Raw genomic sequence first — 19123 nt, 5'->3', positions numbered from 1 at the left:
GTTGTTCGCATGCCCGATCGACCTCTATACGCCAATCTTCGCGATGAGTCGCGTCGGCGGGTGGGTCGCACACGTGCTGGAGTACCAGGAAGAGAACCGCCTCATCCGCCCGCGAGCCCGCTACGTCGGTCCGGAAGATCGGGAGTTCGTTCGGATCGACCAGCGGTAAGATCGCTTATTACGGATCGATCCCGTCCAGGGCGGCCCGGTCCTCGTCGGTCAGGTCGATGTGGGTCGCGGCGACGTTCGCTTCGAGGTGCTCGACACTCGAGGTCCCGGGAATCGGCAGCATCACGTCCGAATGATCGAGCAACCACGCCAGCGCGATCTGTCGCCGCGTCGCGTCGTGTCGCGCTCCGACCTCGTCGAGTACCTCGGCGACCCCCTCGTCGTCGACCGTGTACATCGGCCCCCAGGGGATGAAGCCGACGTCGTAGGATTCACACGCCTCGAGGACGGCCTCGTCTTCGCGGTTACCGACGTTGTAGCGGTTCTGCACCGTCGCGATGTCGACGATGTCCATCGCCGTTTCGAGTTGCTCAACGGAGACGTTCGAGAGGCCGACATTTTCGATCTGGCCGGCATCTTTCATCTCGGCGAAGGCCCGGACCGATGCCTCGAAGTCGCCGTCGGGGTCCGGACGGTGGAACTGATAGAGATCGATCTGATCGGTTCGCAGCCGATCGAGACTCGCAAGCACCTGGTTGTGGAGGTACTCCGGGTCGCCGTGGGGCGTCCACTCGCCGTCGCGATGCCGGAGCAGGCCGGCCTTCGAGGCCACGACGACATCGTCCTCGGCGGTCAGGGCCTCGCCGAGCAGGCGCTCGCTGACGCCCGGGCCGTACGAATCGGCGGTGTCGATGAAGTCGACGCCGAGATCGATTGCACGGCGGATCACGTCCTTCGCCGTCTCCTCGTCCTCGGGCGAACCGATGATGTCCTCGCCGGTGAGTCGCATCGCGCCGAACCCGAGTCGATGGACTGTCTCGTCGCCGATATCGAACGTGTCGCTCTCGTTTTGGAGTTCGTCAGTCATCACACCCGTACGTGGAGCGCCACGCCCAAAAGGGTGATCGCCGGCCGCCGAGTGGTGTTTTGTGTAACCGGGATCGCTTGCAACAGCCAGAAAGCCCCGAGGCGGTCGGCTCGGTGCGCCGGCTGCGCGCTTCGCTCGGTCGCGAGCTCCCTCGCTGTAGTGCTTGCCCGTGCGCGCCGTCGCCGAGCGCGAGGCCGGCGAGCCGGCCTCGAATGGTCGCGGCGGTTGCGCCGCCGCGCACGCCTCGCCCCTTTCAGTCCCACCCGAAGCCGGTTGGTCAGCCGGTATGGGCGGGACTGAAAGGGGCGGCTGGCTCCGGGAAGACGGGCGACACAAGGACCGCAACGAACGGAGTGAGTGAGGACCGCAGCGAGCCCCTCGACTGGAGCCAGCCGGGGCTTTCAATTTCCCAATTCAATTCAATCGTTCTCTGTTTCACTACGGTCCCTCGCTACCCTCGACCGGAGCCACTCGGGGCTTTCTGGCTGTTGCAAGCGATTCCTGCTACACTAAGCACCGCCGTCCACCGGAGCGCCATCCCCAAAGTTACCACCATCCGGCCGGAAGTGCCCGCCATGCTCACGCGCGAGGACGTCCTGGCCGCTCGCGATCGGGTCGCCGAGACGGCCAGGCACACGCCCCTGGAGCGGTCGTACTCCCTCTCGGCGATGACCGGCGTGGACATCCACCTCAAGTACGAGACCGTCCAGCGGACGGGGTCGTTCAAGATCCGTGGCGCGACCAACCGGATCGCGACGCTCACCGACGAACAGCAGGCCGCCGGCGTCGTCGCGGCGAGTGCGGGCAACCACGCCCAGGGTGTCGCACTCGCCGCAACCCGGATGGGCGTCGATTCGACGATCGTCATGCCCGAACGCGCGCCCGTCGCGAAGGTGAAGGCCACCCGGAGCTACGGCGGTCGCGTCGTCCTCCACGGGAGAGACTACGACGCGGCGGCCGAACGCGCCCACGAGATCGCCGAGGCGGAGGGACGGACCTACGTCCCTGCCTTCGACGACGAGATGGTGATGGCCGGCCAGGGCACCCTCGGCCTGGAGATCGCCGCAGACTGTCCGGACGTGGACACGGTCGTCGTCGCGGTCGGTGGCGGTGGTCTCGTCGCCGGCGTCGCCACGGCACTGAAAGGCTGGAACGACGACGTCCGCGTGATCGGCGTCCAGGCCGAGGGCGCGGCGAGCCTGCCCCAATCACTCCAAGCGGGCGAGATCGTCGAGCGCGATGGCGTCGAGACGATCGCCGACGGCATCGCCACGCGGAAGGTCGGCGAGTTACCGTTCGAGGTCATTCGCGAGCGGGTCGACGAGGTTGTCACCGTTCCGGATTCGGCGATCGCCGTCGCGGTGACGACGCTGCTCGAGCGGACCAAGACACTCGTCGAGGGGGGCGGCGCGGTGCCGGTCGCTGCGTTGCTCGAAGGGGCCTTCGAATACGGCGAGGACGAGACGATCGTCCCGGTACTCAGCGGCGGGAACATCGACCTCAACGTCCTGACGACCGTCATCATGCGCGGGCTGATCGAGACCGGCCGGTATCTCCGGATCAGGACCGTCCTGGAAGATCGCCCCGGGGCGCTGGAGGAACTCGTCGAGGTGATCTCTCAACAACGGGGTAATATCTACGCAATCGAGCACGATCGCGCCTCGCGGGACATCGCGATGGACGACACCGTCGTGGACCTGGATATCGAGACCCGGGGGCCCGACCACGTCGAATCGTTGCTCGATGCGCTCGAAGACAGTGGCTACGAGGTCGAGGTGCTCGTCTGATCGTGGCGACCACCGCGACGTGCCCGAATCACTCGAGGCGGACGTCGTCGAGGACCCCGACAGCCGTCGTCTCCCAGACGATATTGAGGCCGACCGCGATCAATCCCTCGCCGTCGTGCTCGACGGGATACTCGTAGGTCTTCCAGCCCTCGTGATCGGCCAGCTGGTTGGACCGGTCAAAGTCCGCCTCGCCGAGTCCGTCTTCGGGGATCGGCCCCGCATAGGTGGCGACCTGGAGAATCTCGTTGAACGACTCCTGATCGCTGTAGCCGGCGACCGAGAGGGTCTCGACGGCCGAGAGGTCGACTTCCTGTTGAACCCAGACCGTCCCGTCGTCGGCACTGCCGTCGATCTCGATGGCGAGGGCCCGTTCGCCGTCGGCCGCCACCTCCGTCGTCGTGCGGACGTCCGAGTCGACTGGCTCCCCGACGTTGTTCGGGTCCTCCGGCAGGTCTTTCCCGACCGTCCAGCCCGCAAGCTCCGACTCGAAGCTGGCGTTTTGCAGGGTTTGGGGGGTGTCAGTCGGTGAGTCCGTTGGCGATTCCGTCGGTGTATCCGTCGGGGATCCAGTGCCCGGGTCAGTCGGCGATCCGTCATCAGTCTCATCGCCGTCGAGACAGCCCCCAACAGCCAGTGTCGCGAGCGATCCACTCGTGGCGAGGAACGTGCGTCGATCCATGTCAGACATAACGAATTCGACGGAAAAGTGTCTTCCCGAGCGTCAAAGGCGGATTTGATCGACCAACGATCCGGACCGCGTCCCGGACCGGCGATCACAGGAAATCCCGGACTTCGCTGTAAAACATGTCGTGGTGGTCGACCGCGTCGATCTCGCGGGCGATCAGGACGGCGAGGACGTGCCAGCACAGGGCAGTTGGATCGTCGGGATCGAGGTTGTACGAGGCGTCCTCGCAGGTACAGGCCTCACCCTCGATGACGTACTCGTCGCTGTGGCCGACCACCACCGTGAAGTCCTCGTACTCCTTGACGCGATCCTCGGCGACGGCCTCGATGGCGCGAACGCCACGGGAACCGTGGACGGTGGTGATGCGGTCGACGATGTCGGGCGAGAGCTCTCCCGCCTCACTCAGCGCGGCTCGCCACTCGTCGACTGCCGTCACGGGGCAGGGATTGGACGCGGTGAGGCAAAACAGGTTCGGTGCGATAGCTCATCGGGCATGAATTTATGACATACCCGTTTCCAGTTGGCACACACTATCGATGACCAAGGACGGCCAAACCAATGCGTCGGCTGCCGAAGTGTCCACCCGGGAACTCGTCGCCGGCCTTCCGACCGGTGTGGTTCTTGCGACGCTGATGCTGTCGGTCGTTCTCACCAGTGATGTCGTTCTATTGTACATTATCAGTGGAATCGGGATGATCCTGCTGCCGCTGACGGATTACATCGCAGTGAGTGTCTCTCGAGATCAGAGGAAAAGAAAGGGTCCTGCGGGTGACTGGCGTCTGTGGCGTGGACAGGAGTTGGTGAGATCATACCTCACTGCGGGACTGGCTACCCTCGCCACGATCGCCATCGCGATTGGGCTGGTCGTCACCCTGGGCGGGACTGTCGGAACGGGACACGCACTCGTCCGCTGGATGACGTACGCGAGCGGGCCGGTGAGTCAACCACCGATTACAGCGGAGTTCCTCCAGCAGATCGGTGGCGTCGCGCTCCTTTCGCTGGTCGTCGCCAGCGCGCCGCTGCAGGCCGCACCATCGCTGTCGATATATTCTGACCGAGGACCGATCGGGGCGCTATCGGCGTCGATGCGAGTGTTTCGACGCCGACCACGGGCAACCATCCGCCACTGGGCGAGACAGTGGTTGTTGCTCGCGACGGTCGTGGCACTCCTCCCGATCGCGGTCTGGGGTGGTGCCGTCTCGGTGCTGCCTGCCGGGCAACCCACGCTGTCAGCACTCGGCCAACCGGGCACAGTCGTCTTCGCGGTTCTGGCGGTCAGTCTGGGGGCCGTCGCTCAGACGCTTCGAGTTGACGCGACGCGGCGGTTTCATACGGCGGTGGCCGAACCAGCACTGCAAGCCGAGGGGGAACCGACCGGCCGCTTCGCTCAAGTGGTGACGGGTCGACGGGTGGTCGTCGTCGCCCTGCTGGTGCTCGTCGTAAGCGGGGCCGGAGCGGTCGTTCGAGTCACTGACGTGCATCCGACGCCGGACGTGACGCAGTCGATCGAGGGGGTTTCCGAGACGGACGAACTGCTATCGATCGCCAGCACGAACCTCGAATGGACGAGTTACGAGTGGCGACAGCGGATACACACCGAGACAGTGAGCCGACTCCAACCGTTAAACGGATCGACAGTTCTCGATCGATCGAACGAGAGTGCGAGCGCGCTTGGAGTCTCTATCGCCGAACAGCAACGACGGGAATACGCGGAGTATACAGAGAGCAACTGGCCGGATAGATACAGGGCCAGAGGATGGTACTGGACAGACGTTGGGAGGTACACATCCAAGCATCCGGACCGATCCTCGGGCCCAATTTACGAGCCGTCACCACCACCCAGCCGTGAGCATTTCGGGGAACTCTGGGGACACGCTGCGAGTTGGAACGGGAGCATCGAGGACACCTGGAAGCCGAATCCATACAACGGAACGGAACTCCCGCTCGTCTTGGAGCAACCGGTCGAGGAACGCCAGAACCTGTCCGTTCTTTCTCGTAACGAGAGTTCTCTCGTCCTCGGTATCGAGGATCCGAGACTGGCCCGGGATTGTTATCTGGGCGAAGACGGTCCGTTTCAGAATGCCGACCGTGGGTTCGTGGGCCAGGATGGCATGCGAGCGGTCGAGGCATTGCGATCGAACGGATCACTCCACGAGAGTGTCGTCGTTCACGATGCGAGCGTCCGCGTTGTCTTCGATACGGCAACTGGTCGCCTCCAAAGGGTTGCCTACCGGCACAACAGCACCAGAGCCACTCGGACACACGATCGGTCGCTCGATTCGGGAGCCTCAGAAGGCAACCAAACGAACGTCATCGTTTCCCGGACCCACTATCGAGAAACCAACACGTATACTGACTACGAAACGGCCACCGTCGATCGACCGGCCGGCGTTCCGGGACCGCTCGGGCACCCGCGGCCGAGAATGCAGGCGCTTTACCTGCTGGATTATCTCCGGTACTGATCGGCCGTTGTGTATTTTCGTCTCTTTTGAAATATTCAACATCTGATACAAACACCGTGCTGAATATAGAGAAGGAGTTCAGCAAGTGTTCGGTGTTCGTACTGCAGTTGCGTTGTTCAGTCTCTCCAGATTGAGAACACATATTATTTGTATATCGTGGAGAAAATCAGTTGCATGCTCTCCGTGAAACGTGTCCACGTTGTCGCAGGGTTCGTCCTGCTCGGTATCGCTATGCTCCTGCATTCAGTGTTGTTTTCCCATCAGCTCTTCCTCGGCATGGCCGTGGCGCTCGCATCCTTCGTCATCGCAATATTCGCCCACTACGGCGATCCCAACCGGAAGACGTTCACTCGGGCAACGATCATCGTCACACTAATTTACGGTGCGTTCACTCTCCAACTTCCCATTGCTGTCATCGCAGCCTGTGTCGTCTACCTCACCGCGTGGCTCACCGGCCTGGACAGTCCACTCAACGCACCTGACACACAGTTCTTCCCGATCGAATCGGTGGCTACCAACGAATCCGATGCTAACGAGTGAACCGGCTACCTGCGGATGCCTTGAGATGCCCAGTCAACTTGATGGTTGGTACATGGTTCACCGTCCTGACCGATTCTACTGACTTGTTCTGACCGAAGCGGCGTATGAGATACGCTCCCTTTATTCAGCACGACTGCTGGAATCCATCATTTATTAAGAGTATCAACAAGGCCGTATTTTCCCGACTGGCGATACGTCAGGTCGCGCCACGTCGATGGACTGGCTCGGCCGTGGCCGACGCGTTCTGGCTGAGAACGAGGCGCTTTTCCTCACGGCCGGCCCAGCGGAGGTATGCGCGAACGCGAAGGGCGGGTCACCGTCACGGTCCCCGAGCAGGCCGAGGAGGGGGTCGGCGAGTCAGTGTTTTTCAATCCCGTCCAGGAACTCAACCGCGATCTGACGGTGGCCGCGATACGGGCCGTCCGCGAGCGCGTCGAAGAGCGGGACGGCCACCCGGTCGAGACGTACCTCGACGCGACCGCGGCGACTGGGATCCGCGGCGTCCGGGCCGCGGCGAACGGCTTCGACGCGACGCTGTGTGACGTCGATGAAGATGCGGTCGAACGCTGCCGTGAGAACCTCGCGGGTAACGACCTCGACGGCGAAGTGCTCCACCGGGACGCCAACGCCGTCATGCACGAACGCCAATTCGATATCGTGGATCTGGACCCCTTCGGCACGCCAATCCCGTTCGTCGACGCGGCTCTCCAGAGCGCCGGACGGATGCTCGCGGTAACGGCGACCGACCTCGCGCCGCTGTGTGGGGCCCACTTCGAGAGCGGCGTCCGCTCCTACAGCGCAGTCCCGCGAAACACCGAGTACCACTCGGAGATGGGTGCCCGGATCCTGCTGGGGTCCCTCGTTCGGACCGCCGCGCGCTACGACATCGCCGCCCGCCCCGCGCTCACCCACGCCACCGACCACTACGTCCGGACGTACCTCGATATCGAGCGCGGCGCGCGGGCGGCAGACGACGCGATCGGGGAACTCGGGTACGTCCATCACTGCCAGCAGTGTCTCTACCGCGAAGCTGAGAATGGACTGATCGCCCATCCCCCCGAAGCGTGTCCGAAGTGTGGCCAGCACCTCCAGACCGCCGGCCCGCTGTGGCTCGGCGCGACTCACGAAACGGACTTCCTCGAGCGCGTCCGGGGACAGATCGACGACGGGATGGGAACCGCCGAGGAAGGTCGGGAGCTGCTGGAGACGCTCGCCGACGAACTCGACGTGCCCACCCACTACGACCAGCACCGACTCACGAAGCGGTGGGGTGAAAGTGCCGTGGCGATGGACGAGTTCCTCGAAACGCTCCGGGAGGCAGGTCACGAGGCGTCCCGGACCCACTACGGCGGGACGACGTTCAAGACGACCGCCGACGTGAGCGAGATCCGGGCGGCGACCGCCGGGGACGAGTAGCGGATGCCGGGAAGATGGCGATTGCCGAAACCGAGACCGACGGGTCACCGGAGAGAGATGACCGTCAGGAATGACACGGCGACGAACTGCAGTCCCCGCATCGCAAGGACGGCCAGCTGGGCCGATTCCGAGCCCGCGTAGAGCATACCCATGCTGAAGAAAAACGACAGTGCCACCAGATTCTCGATGATAAGCACCGCGGCGAACCCGAGCAATCCGAGCGTGAGCGGCGTCCGAAATTCCCGGTAGTTCTGTGCCCAGATGCCCCCCAGGACCAGCAGCAACAGGATGTTCAGCCCCGAGAGAACGCTCGCCGCGGTCAGCAGTGTGTTCATGCTAGCCATCGTTAGTTTGGTGTCTCCGTTTCGGTGTCCGTCGGGTCCTCGTCTCGGCTTGACTTCGCGCCGGCCACCGCGAGGTCGGCCTGGTTGATGATGCGTTCGAAGGCGTCACGGTTGGCTTCGAACCGGTCAGAGAGGAAGTACAGTTCGCCGTAATCCTCCCCGCCGGCCTCGACGACGTCGTGATCAACCAGCATATCGAGGTGGTGGCGGACGGTGTTGTAGTCGACGTCGAGTGCCTCCGCGAGTCGGTTGGCGTTCCGTGGTCGCTCGTCGAGCAGGCTGATGATGCGCGCCCGGTTGGCGCCGCCACGCGTTCCCGACAGGAGGTACCACAGTGCCTTTTCCATCGCGATGTGTGTATGCGTTTAGTGGATCGGATATAGTATTCCCGATGGCGGTAGCGATAGTGAGACAGAGCCTCATGCGCTGATCGCTTTCGACACCCAGCCCGTCGCTCCGCTGGGGAACGAATCGGACTGATCACGGGGCTGTCGATCTCCCTCGCCGTCGATCGCTCTGACGACCACCTCGTGGTCGCCCGTTGGCTCATACACGTGACGCCACTGCCGCCAGACATCCTCGCCGGGGAGCGGCGCAGAGAGAGTGGCATCGGTCCAAGAAGCTCCGCCGTCGGTCGAGACTTCGACGCGCTCGATCCCGCGTGTTCCTGCGTATGCGTGCCCGGCCACCTCGATGCGGCCGTCGTCCAATCGGGTGTCGTCCCAGAGCTTTGCGACGGTATTGACGGGGCCAGTGCCGTGCCAGCCGCGCTGCTCCCAGTAGCCGTCCATCGCTTCGTCGAGGAGTTCGATCTCGGTGAGCCACTTGACGTTGGTCTCTCCCCAGTGGCCCGGCACGAGCACGCGCACCGGATGGCCGTGGGACTTCGGGAGCGGCCGGCCGTTCATCTCCCAGGCCAGAAACGCGTCCTCGAGGGCTTCGACCGGGAACTGCACGAAATAGCCGTCTTCCGCCCGGAGCATCGCACAGTCACAGTCGCCTTCGGGATCGGCTTCCTCAAGCAGGGGCTTGATCGGGGTGCCCGTCCAGACGGCGGTGTCGAGTTTGCGCCCGTTGAGACTCTCACCGACACAGCGGAGGGTAACGTACCGGTGTTCGGTCGGCCTGTCGGTCAGTTCCTCGAACGTGACCGAGAACTCGGTTTCGACCTCGCCGGTGAGTCCCATCGACCAGTCGTCATCGGCGATTTCGGGATCAAATTCCGCGATGTCGACGTTGTAAAACTCCCCGATTGAGCTGACGAGTCCCGGAACGTTGTCGGCTGCCAGATCCAGAGACTGCGTATTTGCTTCTTCGAGCCGGCGAGTGACCGGCGACGATGGGTCACTGGCTGGCTCCTCGTCGGCGGTCTCGGTATCGCTGTTGGTTTTGATCCAGCCAGCGCCGCCAGCGACGACGACAAAGCCGATCGCACTCTGGATCGAACCGAGCGCGCGACGCCGAGATGGGTCGTGGTCAGCAGTAGACAGCGACCCGGATCCAATGACGGTAAACAGGGCCACCGGCAGCGCGGCACCGAGGCTACGTACCGGTTCGGTCGTGATCGCAACCGTGAGCGCCCACGCGAGGACGCCGGCCACTCCCGGAGCGAGGAACCACCGATCCAGTTTCGCGCCGACGAACTGCCCCAAAACGGCGGTCGTCCCGAGCAACACGCCAGCGATGCCCATCGAGAGCGCGATATGGAGCAGATGGCCTGCGTCGCCGACGTTCGTTATCATCCAGGCCACGATCGGCCCCGGTGTCGATCGGACGACGACGGCGTCGATCGGCGCGGCAATGAACTGCCGTGTGTATCCCGCGAGTGCGTACGAGCCAGCGACGCCACTGATACCGGCGAGCGCGAAAACCTGAACGCGTTTATCCATCATCCGCCATGGTTTCGTTCGTCATCGTCTCGTTCTCCATCGATCCGTCGTCCATCGTCTCGTTCTCCATCGATCCGTCGTCCATCGTCTCGTTCTCCATCGATCCGTCGTCCATCGTCTCGTTCTCCATCGATCCGTCGTCCATCGTCTCGTTCTCCATCGACCCATCGTCCATCGTCTCGTTCCCCATCGACCCATCGTCCATCGTCTCGTTCTCCATCGACCCGTCATCCATCGTCTCGTCGGATGTTGTTTCTTCATCCGTCGAGTCGTCGCCCCCTTCGTCATCCGTTGCATCTGAATCTGTCGAGCAACCAGCAAGGGAGATGGCTATCGTGCCGCCGATGGCACCCACGAATCGTCGTCGCGTCGTGTCGGTTTCGAGCATACATACCGTCGCAGACAAGGGAACGGAAAATACATTTTTCAAAATTGATACGAATTTTATTCACGTCTTTACAACATGGGCTCAAACTCTATGCAAATTTCCGCGTTGGGTACGCCCTGAGCTGGTTGAAGGTGGGAAGATACGCGTTGATGACTCCCACGTCTGCGTAATCGACAACGAAAAATCAGACCACGCGCGCGATTAGTCGGTACCCGAGGCCGTAGACGGGGCGAAGCAGGTGATTCACGAGCGAGAGGAGGCCGAGCAGGCCGCCGAGCGTCTGGAGTTCACCCGGCGACGCGCCCGCAAACCAGAGGACGACCGCGCCCGCGACGACGGGTGCGGCGGGTACCGACGCGAGATACGCATCTGCGGCGGGGTGAGCAAACAGCCCGGTAAAGTGGTGGTGAAAGGACAGCGCGAGCGCGCCGACCGCCAGGAGTCCGAAACCGACCGCCATCGAACCCGACTGCCCCGCGACTCCGAGCCCGATCAACAGGACGCCGGCGAGAAAGGCCACACCGGTAAGTTGTCGGACGCGTCGGGCCAGTCGCTGGTTCATATCCAGGGCGACGGGGGGCCCGCAAGTAACAGTTTCCGTTCCGGACGCTTCGACACGACAGGGGCCACTGACGACGACAGCCACGCTGACGGGGGAGCGGTTTTGTCCGTGCCACCCCCAGAGACGGATATGACAACCGCAGACCGGACTGCTGTCGGGACGGGACGCGCCATCGTCAGCGTGGCCCGGGAGACGCGACTGTCCTTCGTCGCGGCAAGCACGGCCTACTATGCGTTCGTCTCGATCTTTCCGCTCACGTTGCTCGTCGTGGCCATCGGCTCGCTCGCCGGGGGCGAGGCGCTCGCCGATCAGGTTGTCGCCAGTGTCAGCGGCGTGCTCTCGCCGAGCGGCCAGGCACTGCTCGAAGCGGCGATTACCGGCGCCGGCAGCCGTGGCGAAGCGACCACGATCGGGACCGTTGGACTCCTCTGGAGTGGGCTTCGGGTCTTCCGCGGGCTGGATCAGGCCTTCGCGACGGTCTATGACACCGTCGAGGACCACGGACTGCCGGGACAACTCCGAGATGCGGTGGTCGCGCTCGTCGCGCTCGGGGTGGGCGTCCTCGCCGTCGTCGCCAGCCACGTCCTGCTCGCGCGGATCGGACTCCCGCTTGCGGGCGTCCCCGACACGCTCGTCCTCGTCATCGCGCTCACCCTGTCGCTGTTGCCGCTGTACGCCGTCTTCCCCGACACGCCTGTTGCTGTTCGAACAGCCCTCCCTGGAGCGTTCACCGCTGCAGTCGGATGGACGGCACTAAGTGTGCTGTTCGGACTCTATGCCGCCCACGCCGCCGTCTCAGTCTACGGCGTCGTCGCGGGCGCCCTGCTATTTGTAACCTGGCTGTACTTCGGCGCACAGATCCTCCTGCTCGGGGCGGTCGTCAACGCGGTCCTCGGGGGGAGTCGAGACCGGCAACTACAACTTGAGGGGGTTCCCAGGGAAAGTCAACCACTGACAATGACCGGGACGGACGGCACGGCCGGGAACGGGCCGGACGACGGAGACGACACCGAACGACCGGACGCCCCGGACGCCACGACGGGCTCGGACGGCCGAAAGACTGACGCGGACAGTTTGACGGGGCGCCAGCATGGCAGCGCCCGGACCGCCGAGACGGCGGCAGAAATCGAGGAACTCCGTGAAGAGATCGACCGGCTGGAAGACGAGATCGACGACCGGACAGTTCACCGCGATCACGTCGAAAGTGATCTCCGGCGATACGTCCGGCGTCGTGTTCGTCGCGGACACGCTCGCGGCTGGGGGCCCTATCTGGTATTGCTCTATGGCACAGTGATGACGCTGGGGGCGTTTCACTTCCTCGGCGGTGGCTGGGCCATCCTCGCCATGCTCGTGATCTGGCTGTCGACGCTCGGACTGTACGCGCTAATGCTACTAGTCGGCGTGACGTTCAAGATCGTGGGCGCACCGGGCCGGCTGATCGACCGTGTCCGTGACTGGCGCTCCTGACTGTGCCAACACCCGACGGGGCGGTCTGGTTCGGCGTCTCGCTGGTGACGTTCCTCGGTGACCCGCTGGTGATCACCGGGCTGGGCGTCACACTCTACTGGTTCAGCGGTTGGCCACCGGGGATCGGCGACCGTCTCGATCCGGAGCGTCGAGCGCTGCTGTTCACGGCGATCGTCGGCGGCCTCGCACTCTCGTCCGCACTCAAGACGGGATTCGCTATGGAGCGCCCGCCGGGTGCGGCCGACCTGCCCGGCGTCGCCGGCATACCCGACGTCGTCGTCCCGATCTACACCTGGATCGTCGGCCCGGGCGGCCACGCCTTCCCGAGCGGTCACGCCACCGCGGCGACGGTCGGCTGGCTCGGAGTGGCGTGGGCGTATCGGGGGAAGCATCGCACCCGGGCGCTCGTCCTCGCCGGCGGCCTGGTCGCCGCGATCGCAGCCTCGCGCGTCGCGTTGGGCGTCCACCGACCGCACGAAGTGCTCGCCGGAGTCGGTGTCGGAGTTGTCCTCCTGGCCAGCACGTTCGACGTACTCGGACGACCCCGGCGCGCGTTCGCGCTCGCCGGTATGATCGGCGTAGCCGGTCCCGTCGTCGTCGGGTTGACCGGGGACAGCCTGCTGATCGCCGGCGTCGCACTCGGGACGGTAATCGGCCGGGAGTGTGCTGAGCAGGACCGTATGGCGATGACCGTCCCAATTCTGGCGACGGTGCTCGGGGCCGTCGTGCTGGCCGGGGCTACGTTCGTCCGCTCGGGCGCGTACGAGACGGGGCTGGCACTCGCTGGCGTCGGTGGCGGGGCGACAATCGTGGCTGGCCAGCGTGTGATCCAAAAAATCGAAAGCGAGTGAAAGCGATCGGGTCCGCGTGGCTTCAGAACGTTTCGAGGTAGCGATCGAGTTCCCACTCCGAGACGTCGACGAGGTACTCCATGTGTTCCTGCTGTTTCGCCTGGATGAATTTCTCGCCCGTGTGGGGGCCAAGCGCGTCAAGAATGACCTCGTCGTCTTCGAGGGCGTCGACCGCCTCGCCGAGGTTCTCCGGCAGCGTGTCGATGCCGTACTCCTCGCGTTTTGCCTCGTCGAACTCGTAGATGTTCTCCCGGACGGGATCGGGGCAGTCGAGTCCCTTCTCGATGCCGTCCAGCCCGGCGTGGATGAGCGCCGCGAAGCCGAGATACGGGTTACACGACGGATCGGGGAACCGGGCCTCGATCCGGCTGGCGGCGGGCACGCGGGCCGCGGGCTTGCGGATCAGCGCCGAGCGGTTGCGATCCGACCAGGCGACGTAGACCGGTGCCTCGTAGCCGGGCACCAGCCGTTTGTAGCTGTTGACGGTCGGGTTGGTGACGGCGGTGATCGCGGGGGCGTGCTCGAGGATGCCCGCGAGATACTGTTTTGCCGTCTCGCTGAGGTTGAACTCGTCGTCGCCGTCGTGGAAGGCGTTCTCGCCGTCCTCGGTGAACAGCGACATGTGGGTGTGCATGCCTGAGCCGTTGATCTTCGGGATCGGCTTGGGCATGAAGGTAGCGTGAAGGTCGTGTTCGGCCGCGATCGCGCGGACGACCGACCGGAAGGTGGCGACGTTGTCCGCCGTCGACAGGGCGTCGTCGTAGGTGAAGTTGATCTCGTGTTGCCCGCGGGCAACCTCGTGGTGGGAGGCCTCGATCTCGAAGCCCATGTCCTCCAGGCCGAAGATGATGTCTCGACGAACGTCGCTGGCGAGGTCCTTCGGCGCGAGGTCGAAGTAGCCACCGTGGTCGCCGGTCTTCGTGGTGGCGTAGCCGTCCTCGTCCTCCTCGAACAGGAAGAACTCGGGCTCGGGGGCCATGTTGACCTCGTAGCCCATCTCGTTGGCGCGATCGATGGCGTTCTTCAAAATGCCACGCGGATCGCCCTCGAACGGTTCGCCGGTCGAGGTGTTGATAACGTCACAGATGAGCCGCGCCGCGGCACTGTCCTCGCTGGTTCGCCATGGGAGCAGCGAGAACGTTGAGGGATCGGGGTCGAGACGCATGTCCGACTCCTGGATCCGGACGAACCCGTCGATCGAAGAGCCGTCGAAATAGATACCCTCGGTGAATGCCTTCTCGGCCTGATCGGCCGTGATCGAGACGTTCTTGACCGTCCCGAGAATGTCCGTAAACTGCAACCGCAGGAAGTCAACGTTCTGTTCGTCGATCTCCTCGAGTACCGCCTGTGCCTCGGCGGAGAGCCCGCCGTCGGTGACCTGTTCGTTTGTCATCTTTCTCGTCACATAGGAGGAACGCGCCCGGTATAAAAGCCCTACCGATCTGCGCAAATCTTCCGCTCCCGGTCAGGAATTGGATGTTCGTAAAATTCTAATGGGTGGGACACATGATTCAGTCCAATGACGTACGAAAATCTCGACCGCAAGCTCATCAACGAACTCCTCGACGACGGCCGTGCAAGTCTCCGAAGTCTCGCCGACGACCTCGACGTCTCGGTGACGACAGTCTCGAATCACCTCTCGACGCTCGAAGAGGAGGGGATCATCGAGGGCTATACGCCCAAAGTCGACTACGACAAGATCGGCTACGACGTCACGGCGATCCTCCAGCTCAAAGTCGAGGGGAGTGCGCTGCCGGAGGTCACCGACAGTCTCGAGGAACACGAACAGATGGTGAGTGTCTACGAAGTGACCGGCGATTACGACATCATCGCCGTCGGGAAGTTCGCCGACACCGACGACATGAACGCCCAGATCAAGAGCCTGCTCACCGACCCGGAGATCCTCGAATCAAACACCAGCGTCGTGCTCAACGCCGCTGTCGAACACGAACAGTTCGGACTCGACGTCGAGGAGTGACGCCGAGCGGGGACGGGCGATTTCGCCCTCCAACAGCCGTGCCGTCGTGCATTCGTCTGACGCGGTTTTAAGTTCGGAGACGATAATCGGCTATCTGGGCGCGCATCGACGGCCACGTTGGTCTTTCCCATCCTCCCACAGCGCGCCCGGGCACCCATCTTTCGACGGACGGTGAACGAACCCGACGAGTGAATAGTCACGCGGCCGACTGTTCGGCATCAAGGCTGGCACGGACATCGTCGATGGCCTCGGGCGGGGACGTGATCGCGATCCGGTCGCCGGCCTGAATCGTCGTCCGTGGCAGCGGGATCGACATCGGTTCGTCGTCGCGACCATGGGCGTACACCTGTGCGTCGCCGGGCAGATCAAGCCTGACCACGCGCGTCCCGATCACGGGCGATTCCTCGGGAATACGGATCGACGCGACCGTGAGGTGTTCGGTCAGATCGGCGAGAACGTTGAAGTCACCGCCGAGCATCGCCGTCTTTGCGCCGGCCGCACCCAGCCGTTCGGGGTAGATCACCTCGTCGACGTCGCTTGCGTACTTTTCGTAGAGTTCCTGGCGGTAGTCCTCGTCGATGCGCAACACCGTCCGCGCGCCGTGGTGCTTGCCGATCATACACGCCGAGAAGTTGGCGTTGAGATCGCCGGTCAACCCCGCGATGGCGTCGGCAGTGGCGATCCCGGCCGCCGCCAGGACGTCCTCGTCGTTGCAATCGCCCAGTACAGTCTCGAAGCCTTCCTCGCGCGCTCGTTCGGCCTTCTGGGAGTCGATCTCGACGATCGTCACGTCATGGCCCTCCTCTATCAACACGTGGGCTGTCCGCATTCCCACGCGACCGAACCCCACGATGACGAAGTCCATACCTGTGTGATGTGCCACCACACCTAAAAACGCTCCCCTCGCTGCAAGCCACACACATCGCTATCACGAGTGGATGGCTGTCGGACGTGTTTCAACGGACGATCAAAGATGAAGACGCCGGAGATAGGGGACACCGACTCGAGGCCGGCGCCAGCCCGCTCCAGCGTACCGGGACAGGTCTCGGATGTTCGTGTTCAGGTGGCAGTATTGTTGGTGATTGGCGAACGGGCACGGGCACAGGAGGCTCGGGTACTGGAGTGAGCGCAGAAGTTTCCTGCACTATCCAATGGCGTGGGATGGGTCGTGTGTAGGTGGCTCACCTCTGTGTGTTAACTGTTCACACCCGGCACAATATAAATCTTTCCGCTGGTGCGAAATTCGACGGGACATAACAGCACGTGTGCTGTTATTTATGTCTATTTACCAGCTATTTATTGTGTATTTGCGGGGAAGAGTGAATGATTCGACCGTTTTGGGAGATCGAATCGGTAGTCACTCGCGCGGGATTGCCAGGTTTCGGAGTCGCCCGCCGCAGTCTGGACACCGACTGAGACGGTCTTCAGCACTCAGGACGGTAAGACACGACCGACATTCGAGCCGATACGTCGATGGCGTGTACGGATCTGAACGGACCATGCCCCAAAGCCGGGTGTTCACCCCCCTAAGCGTATCCCTAATATGTATTCAATAATATATACGAACTCGGCAGTTTACCCACACAAACCCAGTTTCCACAGCGAAAACTGCACGCACGTTGGACACCGGCCCTGGAGTCGGTCGACACCCTAGCCCGCCAGCGCGGTGTTCACGACGAGGGTGAGTGCGGCCAGGGCGGACAGGGCGACCGTGCCGAGAACGATCTTCGTTGCAGTGCTCATGGGAACTGCTATGGCAGGATCCCATAAATACGATTGGTGCGGCCCGTCCAGGGTGCCCGTTGCCTGCCGACGCTCGACCAGCCCTAGCCGGGCAAGTCCCGCAGGAAACGCCCGGATCACTCGACGGAGTTGATCACCACGCCCCATTGTGAACCGACCGTCGGCCACTATGTGTCTCAACCGTTCGACTCCGAGAGGCCCGTAGCCGTGCGCACTCGTCAGCCACGCGTCTGACACCCGTCAGCGACGCGATCGGTCGGAACCCCCCAGCTTCAAGTCGAACGGCTATAGATATCGTGTCACATACTAACGTCGCCATTGTCAGCAGGGACAGACACGCCCAGTACCGACGCGCTTCCGGGAATCCGCCGGCTGAATCAGGCGCGCCCGTCCAGCGCGGGTGCACTCGAAGTAGCTGTTCCAGTGGATCCACTCGAAGCGGACCATCGGATCCGCTAGGGCAAGCCGAAACGCACTCCGTGGAGGCGCGAGACGGGTAGACCATGATCCGTACGGACGACATGGACACGGGAGCGCTACTCGACCGAGCGGCAGCCTACGCCGACGATCACGACGTTGACGCCGTCTGTGTCGCTTCGACGTCCGGCGAAACGGGGGCGGCAGCCGTCGAGTACTTCGGCGACGAGCTCGTCGTCGTCGGCCACTCCTACGGGTTCGACGAGACAAACGAACAGGAACTCGACGCCGACCACGTAGAGGCGATCGAGGCGGCCGGCGGCGACGTCTTCGTGGGACCGATGGCGTTCAGTAACGTCGGCTCGGCAATCGCCGAGCGCGACGGCTACGCGACACACGAAGTCATCGCTGACGTCCTCCGGCTGTTCGGCCAGGGCACGAAAGTCGCCGTCGAGTGTCCGCTGATGGCGTGTGACGCCGGGTTGGTCGACAGTGGCTCACGCGTCCTCTCGATCGGCGGGACCGGCAGCGGTGCCGACACCGCCTTGTTGGTCGAGGCGGCCAACACGAGGGATCTCTTCGATGCGCGCGTCCTCGACGTGATCGCCAAGCCGGGCGACGCGGAGAACCTCATCTACTGGTAGTGGCCCAGACAGCATCGCTGGGCGCGCCACCGGCGAGTCGACACACGTTTGACGCCGCCGGTCGGTCCCCCTGGTATGGGCGAGATGGCAGAAGACCGGATCTACGCCGACCGCCGGGAGAAGACCGACGTCTACGTGGGCTCGCCGCTGGGGCTGACGCTCGTGGCCGTCTCCGACGACCGCGTCGGCCGGTTCAGGCTCCTCCGGCGCGGGGCGATTCGGGACGTCGCGACCGGCGACGGCGTCGTCCTGATCGCGACCGACGAGGACGTCTATCGAAGCACTGACGGCGGTGAATCCTTCGAAGCGACCGGGTTCGGCCCGGCCGTCGCGGTCGGGTTCGACGGTGAGGTGATCGCCGCCGGCCCGGACGGCGACGTTTCCCGGTTCGTCGCGAACGAGTGGCGACGGCTCGGCAGCGTCGACGGCGCGCGCGCGATCGACGACGAGTGGCTGGCTGCCAACGACGGCGTCCACCGAATCGGGGACGGTCGTCTCGAGCACGCCGGACTCCAGACGGCCCGTGACGTCGCGGCGGGCGGGGCAGTCCTGGCCGCAAACGCCGACGGGATCCACCGGTACGCAGACGGCGAGTGGGCCTGCGAGCGACCCGTGGATGTCCACGCGGTCGCAAGCGACGGCGAGCGTGCCCACGCCGTCGGACCGGACGGCCTCTACGAGTACGACGGCACCTGGGGCCGTCGCGAGCCGCCGATTGACGAACCCATCGTCGACGTGGGCTACGCAGGCGGGATCGTCGCGGTCACCGACGCCGGGACCATCCTGGTCGATCCGGCGGCATCGAAAGACGGCGCGGAAGGGTGGCGAACCCGGTCGCTCGGACTCGAAGACGTCTCGGGGCTTGCCGTTGCCGATCAGTGACGGCGTGGGTGAAAGATCGAAAACGGGTTTAG

19 protein-coding genes and 2 pseudogenes are annotated in these 19123 nt (G+C 63.8%); 10 read left to right on the top strand and 11 right to left on the bottom strand.

The window, feature by feature from the left end; all coding sequences use genetic code 11:
- Positions 1 to 13: 13 nt before the first annotated feature.
- Positions 14 to 169: pseudogene (locus SVXhr_RS00530) on the top strand (citrate/2-methylcitrate synthase); the annotation flags it as partial.
- Between the two features lie 9 nt (positions 170 to 178).
- Here the strand turns inward: SVXhr_RS00530 and SVXhr_RS00525 are convergent.
- The gene (locus SVXhr_RS00525; RefSeq protein ID WP_275738501.1) at positions 179 to 1036 is read right to left on the bottom strand and encodes an aldo/keto reductase; all 858 of its coding nucleotides are present in this window, start codon (positions 1034 to 1036) and stop codon (positions 179 to 181) included.
- 575 nt (positions 1037 to 1611) lie between these two features.
- On the opposite strand from SVXhr_RS00525, the gene ilvA reads away from it, so the two are divergent.
- Positions 1612 to 2823 carry a threonine ammonia-lyase gene (gene ilvA / locus SVXhr_RS00520; protein ID WP_275738499.1) on the top strand — a complete coding sequence of 404 codons (1212 nt, stop codon included), beginning with the start codon at positions 1612 to 1614 and terminating at the stop codon, positions 2821 to 2823.
- Between the two features lie 28 nt (positions 2824 to 2851).
- Here ilvA and SVXhr_RS00515 read toward each other — a convergent pair whose 3' ends face one another.
- Both SVXhr_RS00515 and SVXhr_RS00510 read right to left on the bottom strand, forming a co-directional pair.
- Entirely contained in the window at positions 2852 to 3502 is a 651-nt protein-coding gene (locus SVXhr_RS00515) for a hypothetical protein (RefSeq protein WP_275738497.1), read from the bottom strand.
- A gap of 94 nt (positions 3503 to 3596) precedes the next feature.
- The gene (locus SVXhr_RS00510) at positions 3597 to 3944 is read right to left on the bottom strand and encodes a hypothetical protein (RefSeq protein WP_275738495.1); all 348 of its coding nucleotides are present in this window, start codon (positions 3942 to 3944) and stop codon (positions 3597 to 3599) included.
- A gap of 364 nt (positions 3945 to 4308) precedes the next feature.
- On the opposite strand from SVXhr_RS00510, the gene SVXhr_RS00505 reads away from it, so the two are divergent.
- The 3 genes from SVXhr_RS00505 (at position 4309) to SVXhr_RS00495 (ending at position 7926) form a co-directional block, all read left to right on the top strand.
- Complete coding sequence (locus tag SVXhr_RS00505; protein ID WP_275738493.1) at positions 4309 to 5970, top strand: hypothetical protein; 1662 nt, start codon at positions 4309 to 4311, stop codon at positions 5968 to 5970.
- A 174-nt stretch (positions 5971 to 6144) separates the two neighbouring features.
- Positions 6145 to 6510: a hypothetical protein gene (locus SVXhr_RS00500; protein WP_275738491.1), complete on the top strand. Its 366-nt coding sequence runs from the start codon at positions 6145 to 6147 to the stop codon at positions 6508 to 6510.
- A 291-nt stretch (positions 6511 to 6801) separates the two neighbouring features.
- On the top strand, positions 6802 to 7926 hold the full coding sequence (locus SVXhr_RS00495) for a tRNA (guanine(26)-N(2))-dimethyltransferase (RefSeq protein WP_275738489.1): 1125 nt from the start codon (positions 6802 to 6804) through the stop codon (positions 7924 to 7926).
- Positions 7927 to 7970: 44 nt separating this feature from the next.
- Here the strand turns inward: SVXhr_RS00495 and SVXhr_RS00490 are convergent, their stop codons facing one another.
- The 5 genes and pseudogenes from SVXhr_RS00490 to SVXhr_RS00470 all read right to left on the bottom strand — a co-directional run bounded on the left by SVXhr_RS00490 (position 7971) and on the right by SVXhr_RS00470 (position 11109).
- Complete coding sequence (locus SVXhr_RS00490) at positions 7971 to 8270, bottom strand: hypothetical protein (protein ID WP_015789279.1); 300 nt, start codon at positions 8268 to 8270, stop codon at positions 7971 to 7973.
- 86 nt (positions 8271 to 8356) lie between these two features.
- Positions 8357 to 8617 (bottom strand): annotated as a pseudogene (locus SVXhr_RS00485) (winged helix-turn-helix domain-containing protein); the annotation flags it as partial.
- Between the two features lie 72 nt (positions 8618 to 8689).
- The gene (locus SVXhr_RS00480; RefSeq protein ID WP_275738485.1) at positions 8690 to 10159 is read right to left on the bottom strand and encodes a molybdopterin-dependent oxidoreductase; all 1470 of its coding nucleotides are present in this window, start codon (positions 10157 to 10159) and stop codon (positions 8690 to 8692) included.
- Positions 10152 to 10547 carry a hypothetical protein gene (locus tag SVXhr_RS00475; RefSeq protein WP_275738483.1) on the bottom strand — a complete coding sequence of 132 codons (396 nt, stop codon included), beginning with the start codon at positions 10545 to 10547 and terminating at the stop codon, positions 10152 to 10154. Before SVXhr_RS00475 ends, SVXhr_RS00480 begins: the two co-directional genes overlap by 8 nt.
- A 184-nt stretch (positions 10548 to 10731) precedes the next feature.
- A complete protein-coding gene (locus SVXhr_RS00470) occupies positions 10732 to 11109 on the bottom strand; it encodes a hypothetical protein (protein WP_275738481.1) in 378 nt (125 codons plus the stop codon).
- 129 nt (positions 11110 to 11238) lie between these two features.
- On the opposite strand from SVXhr_RS00470, the gene SVXhr_RS00465 reads away from it, so the two are divergent.
- Together SVXhr_RS00465 and SVXhr_RS00460 are read left to right on the top strand one after the other, a co-directional pair.
- Entirely contained in the window at positions 11239 to 12576 is a 1338-nt protein-coding gene (locus SVXhr_RS00465) for a YhjD/YihY/BrkB family envelope integrity protein (protein ID WP_275738479.1), read from the top strand.
- 2 nt (positions 12577 to 12578) lie between these two features.
- Positions 12579 to 13427, top strand: a complete 849-nt coding sequence (locus SVXhr_RS00460) for a phosphatase PAP2 family protein (RefSeq protein WP_275738477.1) — start codon at positions 12579 to 12581, stop codon at positions 13425 to 13427.
- A 22-nt stretch (positions 13428 to 13449) separates the two neighbouring features.
- Here the strand turns inward: SVXhr_RS00460 and glnA are convergent, their stop codons facing one another.
- The gene (gene glnA, locus SVXhr_RS00455; RefSeq protein WP_275738475.1) at positions 13450 to 14820 is read right to left on the bottom strand and encodes a type I glutamate--ammonia ligase; all 1371 of its coding nucleotides are present in this window, start codon (positions 14818 to 14820) and stop codon (positions 13450 to 13452) included.
- 126 nt (positions 14821 to 14946) lie between these two features.
- Here glnA and lrp point away from each other — a divergent pair, with 126 nt between their 5' ends.
- Positions 14947 to 15405, top strand: coding sequence for an HTH-type transcriptional regulator Lrp (gene lrp, locus SVXhr_RS00450; protein ID WP_275738473.1), 459 nt, complete (start codon positions 14947 to 14949; stop codon positions 15403 to 15405).
- A gap of 196 nt (positions 15406 to 15601) precedes the next feature.
- Here the strand turns inward: lrp and SVXhr_RS00445 are convergent, their stop codons facing one another.
- Together SVXhr_RS00445 and SVXhr_RS00440 are read right to left on the bottom strand one after the other, a co-directional pair.
- On the bottom strand, positions 15602 to 16270 hold the full coding sequence (locus tag SVXhr_RS00445) for a TrkA family potassium uptake protein (RefSeq protein WP_275738471.1): 669 nt from the start codon (positions 16268 to 16270) through the stop codon (positions 15602 to 15604).
- Positions 16271 to 16762: 492 nt separating this feature from the next.
- The gene (locus tag SVXhr_RS00440) at positions 16763 to 16906 is read right to left on the bottom strand and encodes a rubrerythrin-like domain-containing protein (protein WP_275738469.1); all 144 of its coding nucleotides are present in this window, start codon (positions 16904 to 16906) and stop codon (positions 16763 to 16765) included.
- A gap of 745 nt (positions 16907 to 17651) precedes the next feature.
- Here SVXhr_RS00440 and SVXhr_RS00435 point away from each other — a divergent pair.
- Together SVXhr_RS00435 and SVXhr_RS00430 are read left to right on the top strand one after the other, a co-directional pair.
- Positions 17652 to 18209 (top strand): pyruvate kinase alpha/beta domain-containing protein, encoded by a 558-nt coding sequence (locus SVXhr_RS00435; RefSeq protein ID WP_275738467.1) that lies wholly within the window; start codon positions 17652 to 17654, stop codon positions 18207 to 18209.
- 75 nt (positions 18210 to 18284) lie between these two features.
- Entirely contained in the window at positions 18285 to 19091 is an 807-nt protein-coding gene (locus tag SVXhr_RS00430) for a hypothetical protein (RefSeq protein WP_275738465.1), read from the top strand.
- The last annotated feature ends 32 nt before the right edge of the window (positions 19092 to 19123 follow it).

This window comes from Halorhabdus sp. SVX81, assembly GCF_029207715.1.
Classification (GTDB): Archaea; Halobacteriota; Halobacteria; order Halobacteriales; family Haloarculaceae; genus Halorhabdus.
The sequence above is the reverse complement of the archived record's forward strand: the minus strand, read 5'-3'. Positions and strand labels throughout refer to the sequence as shown.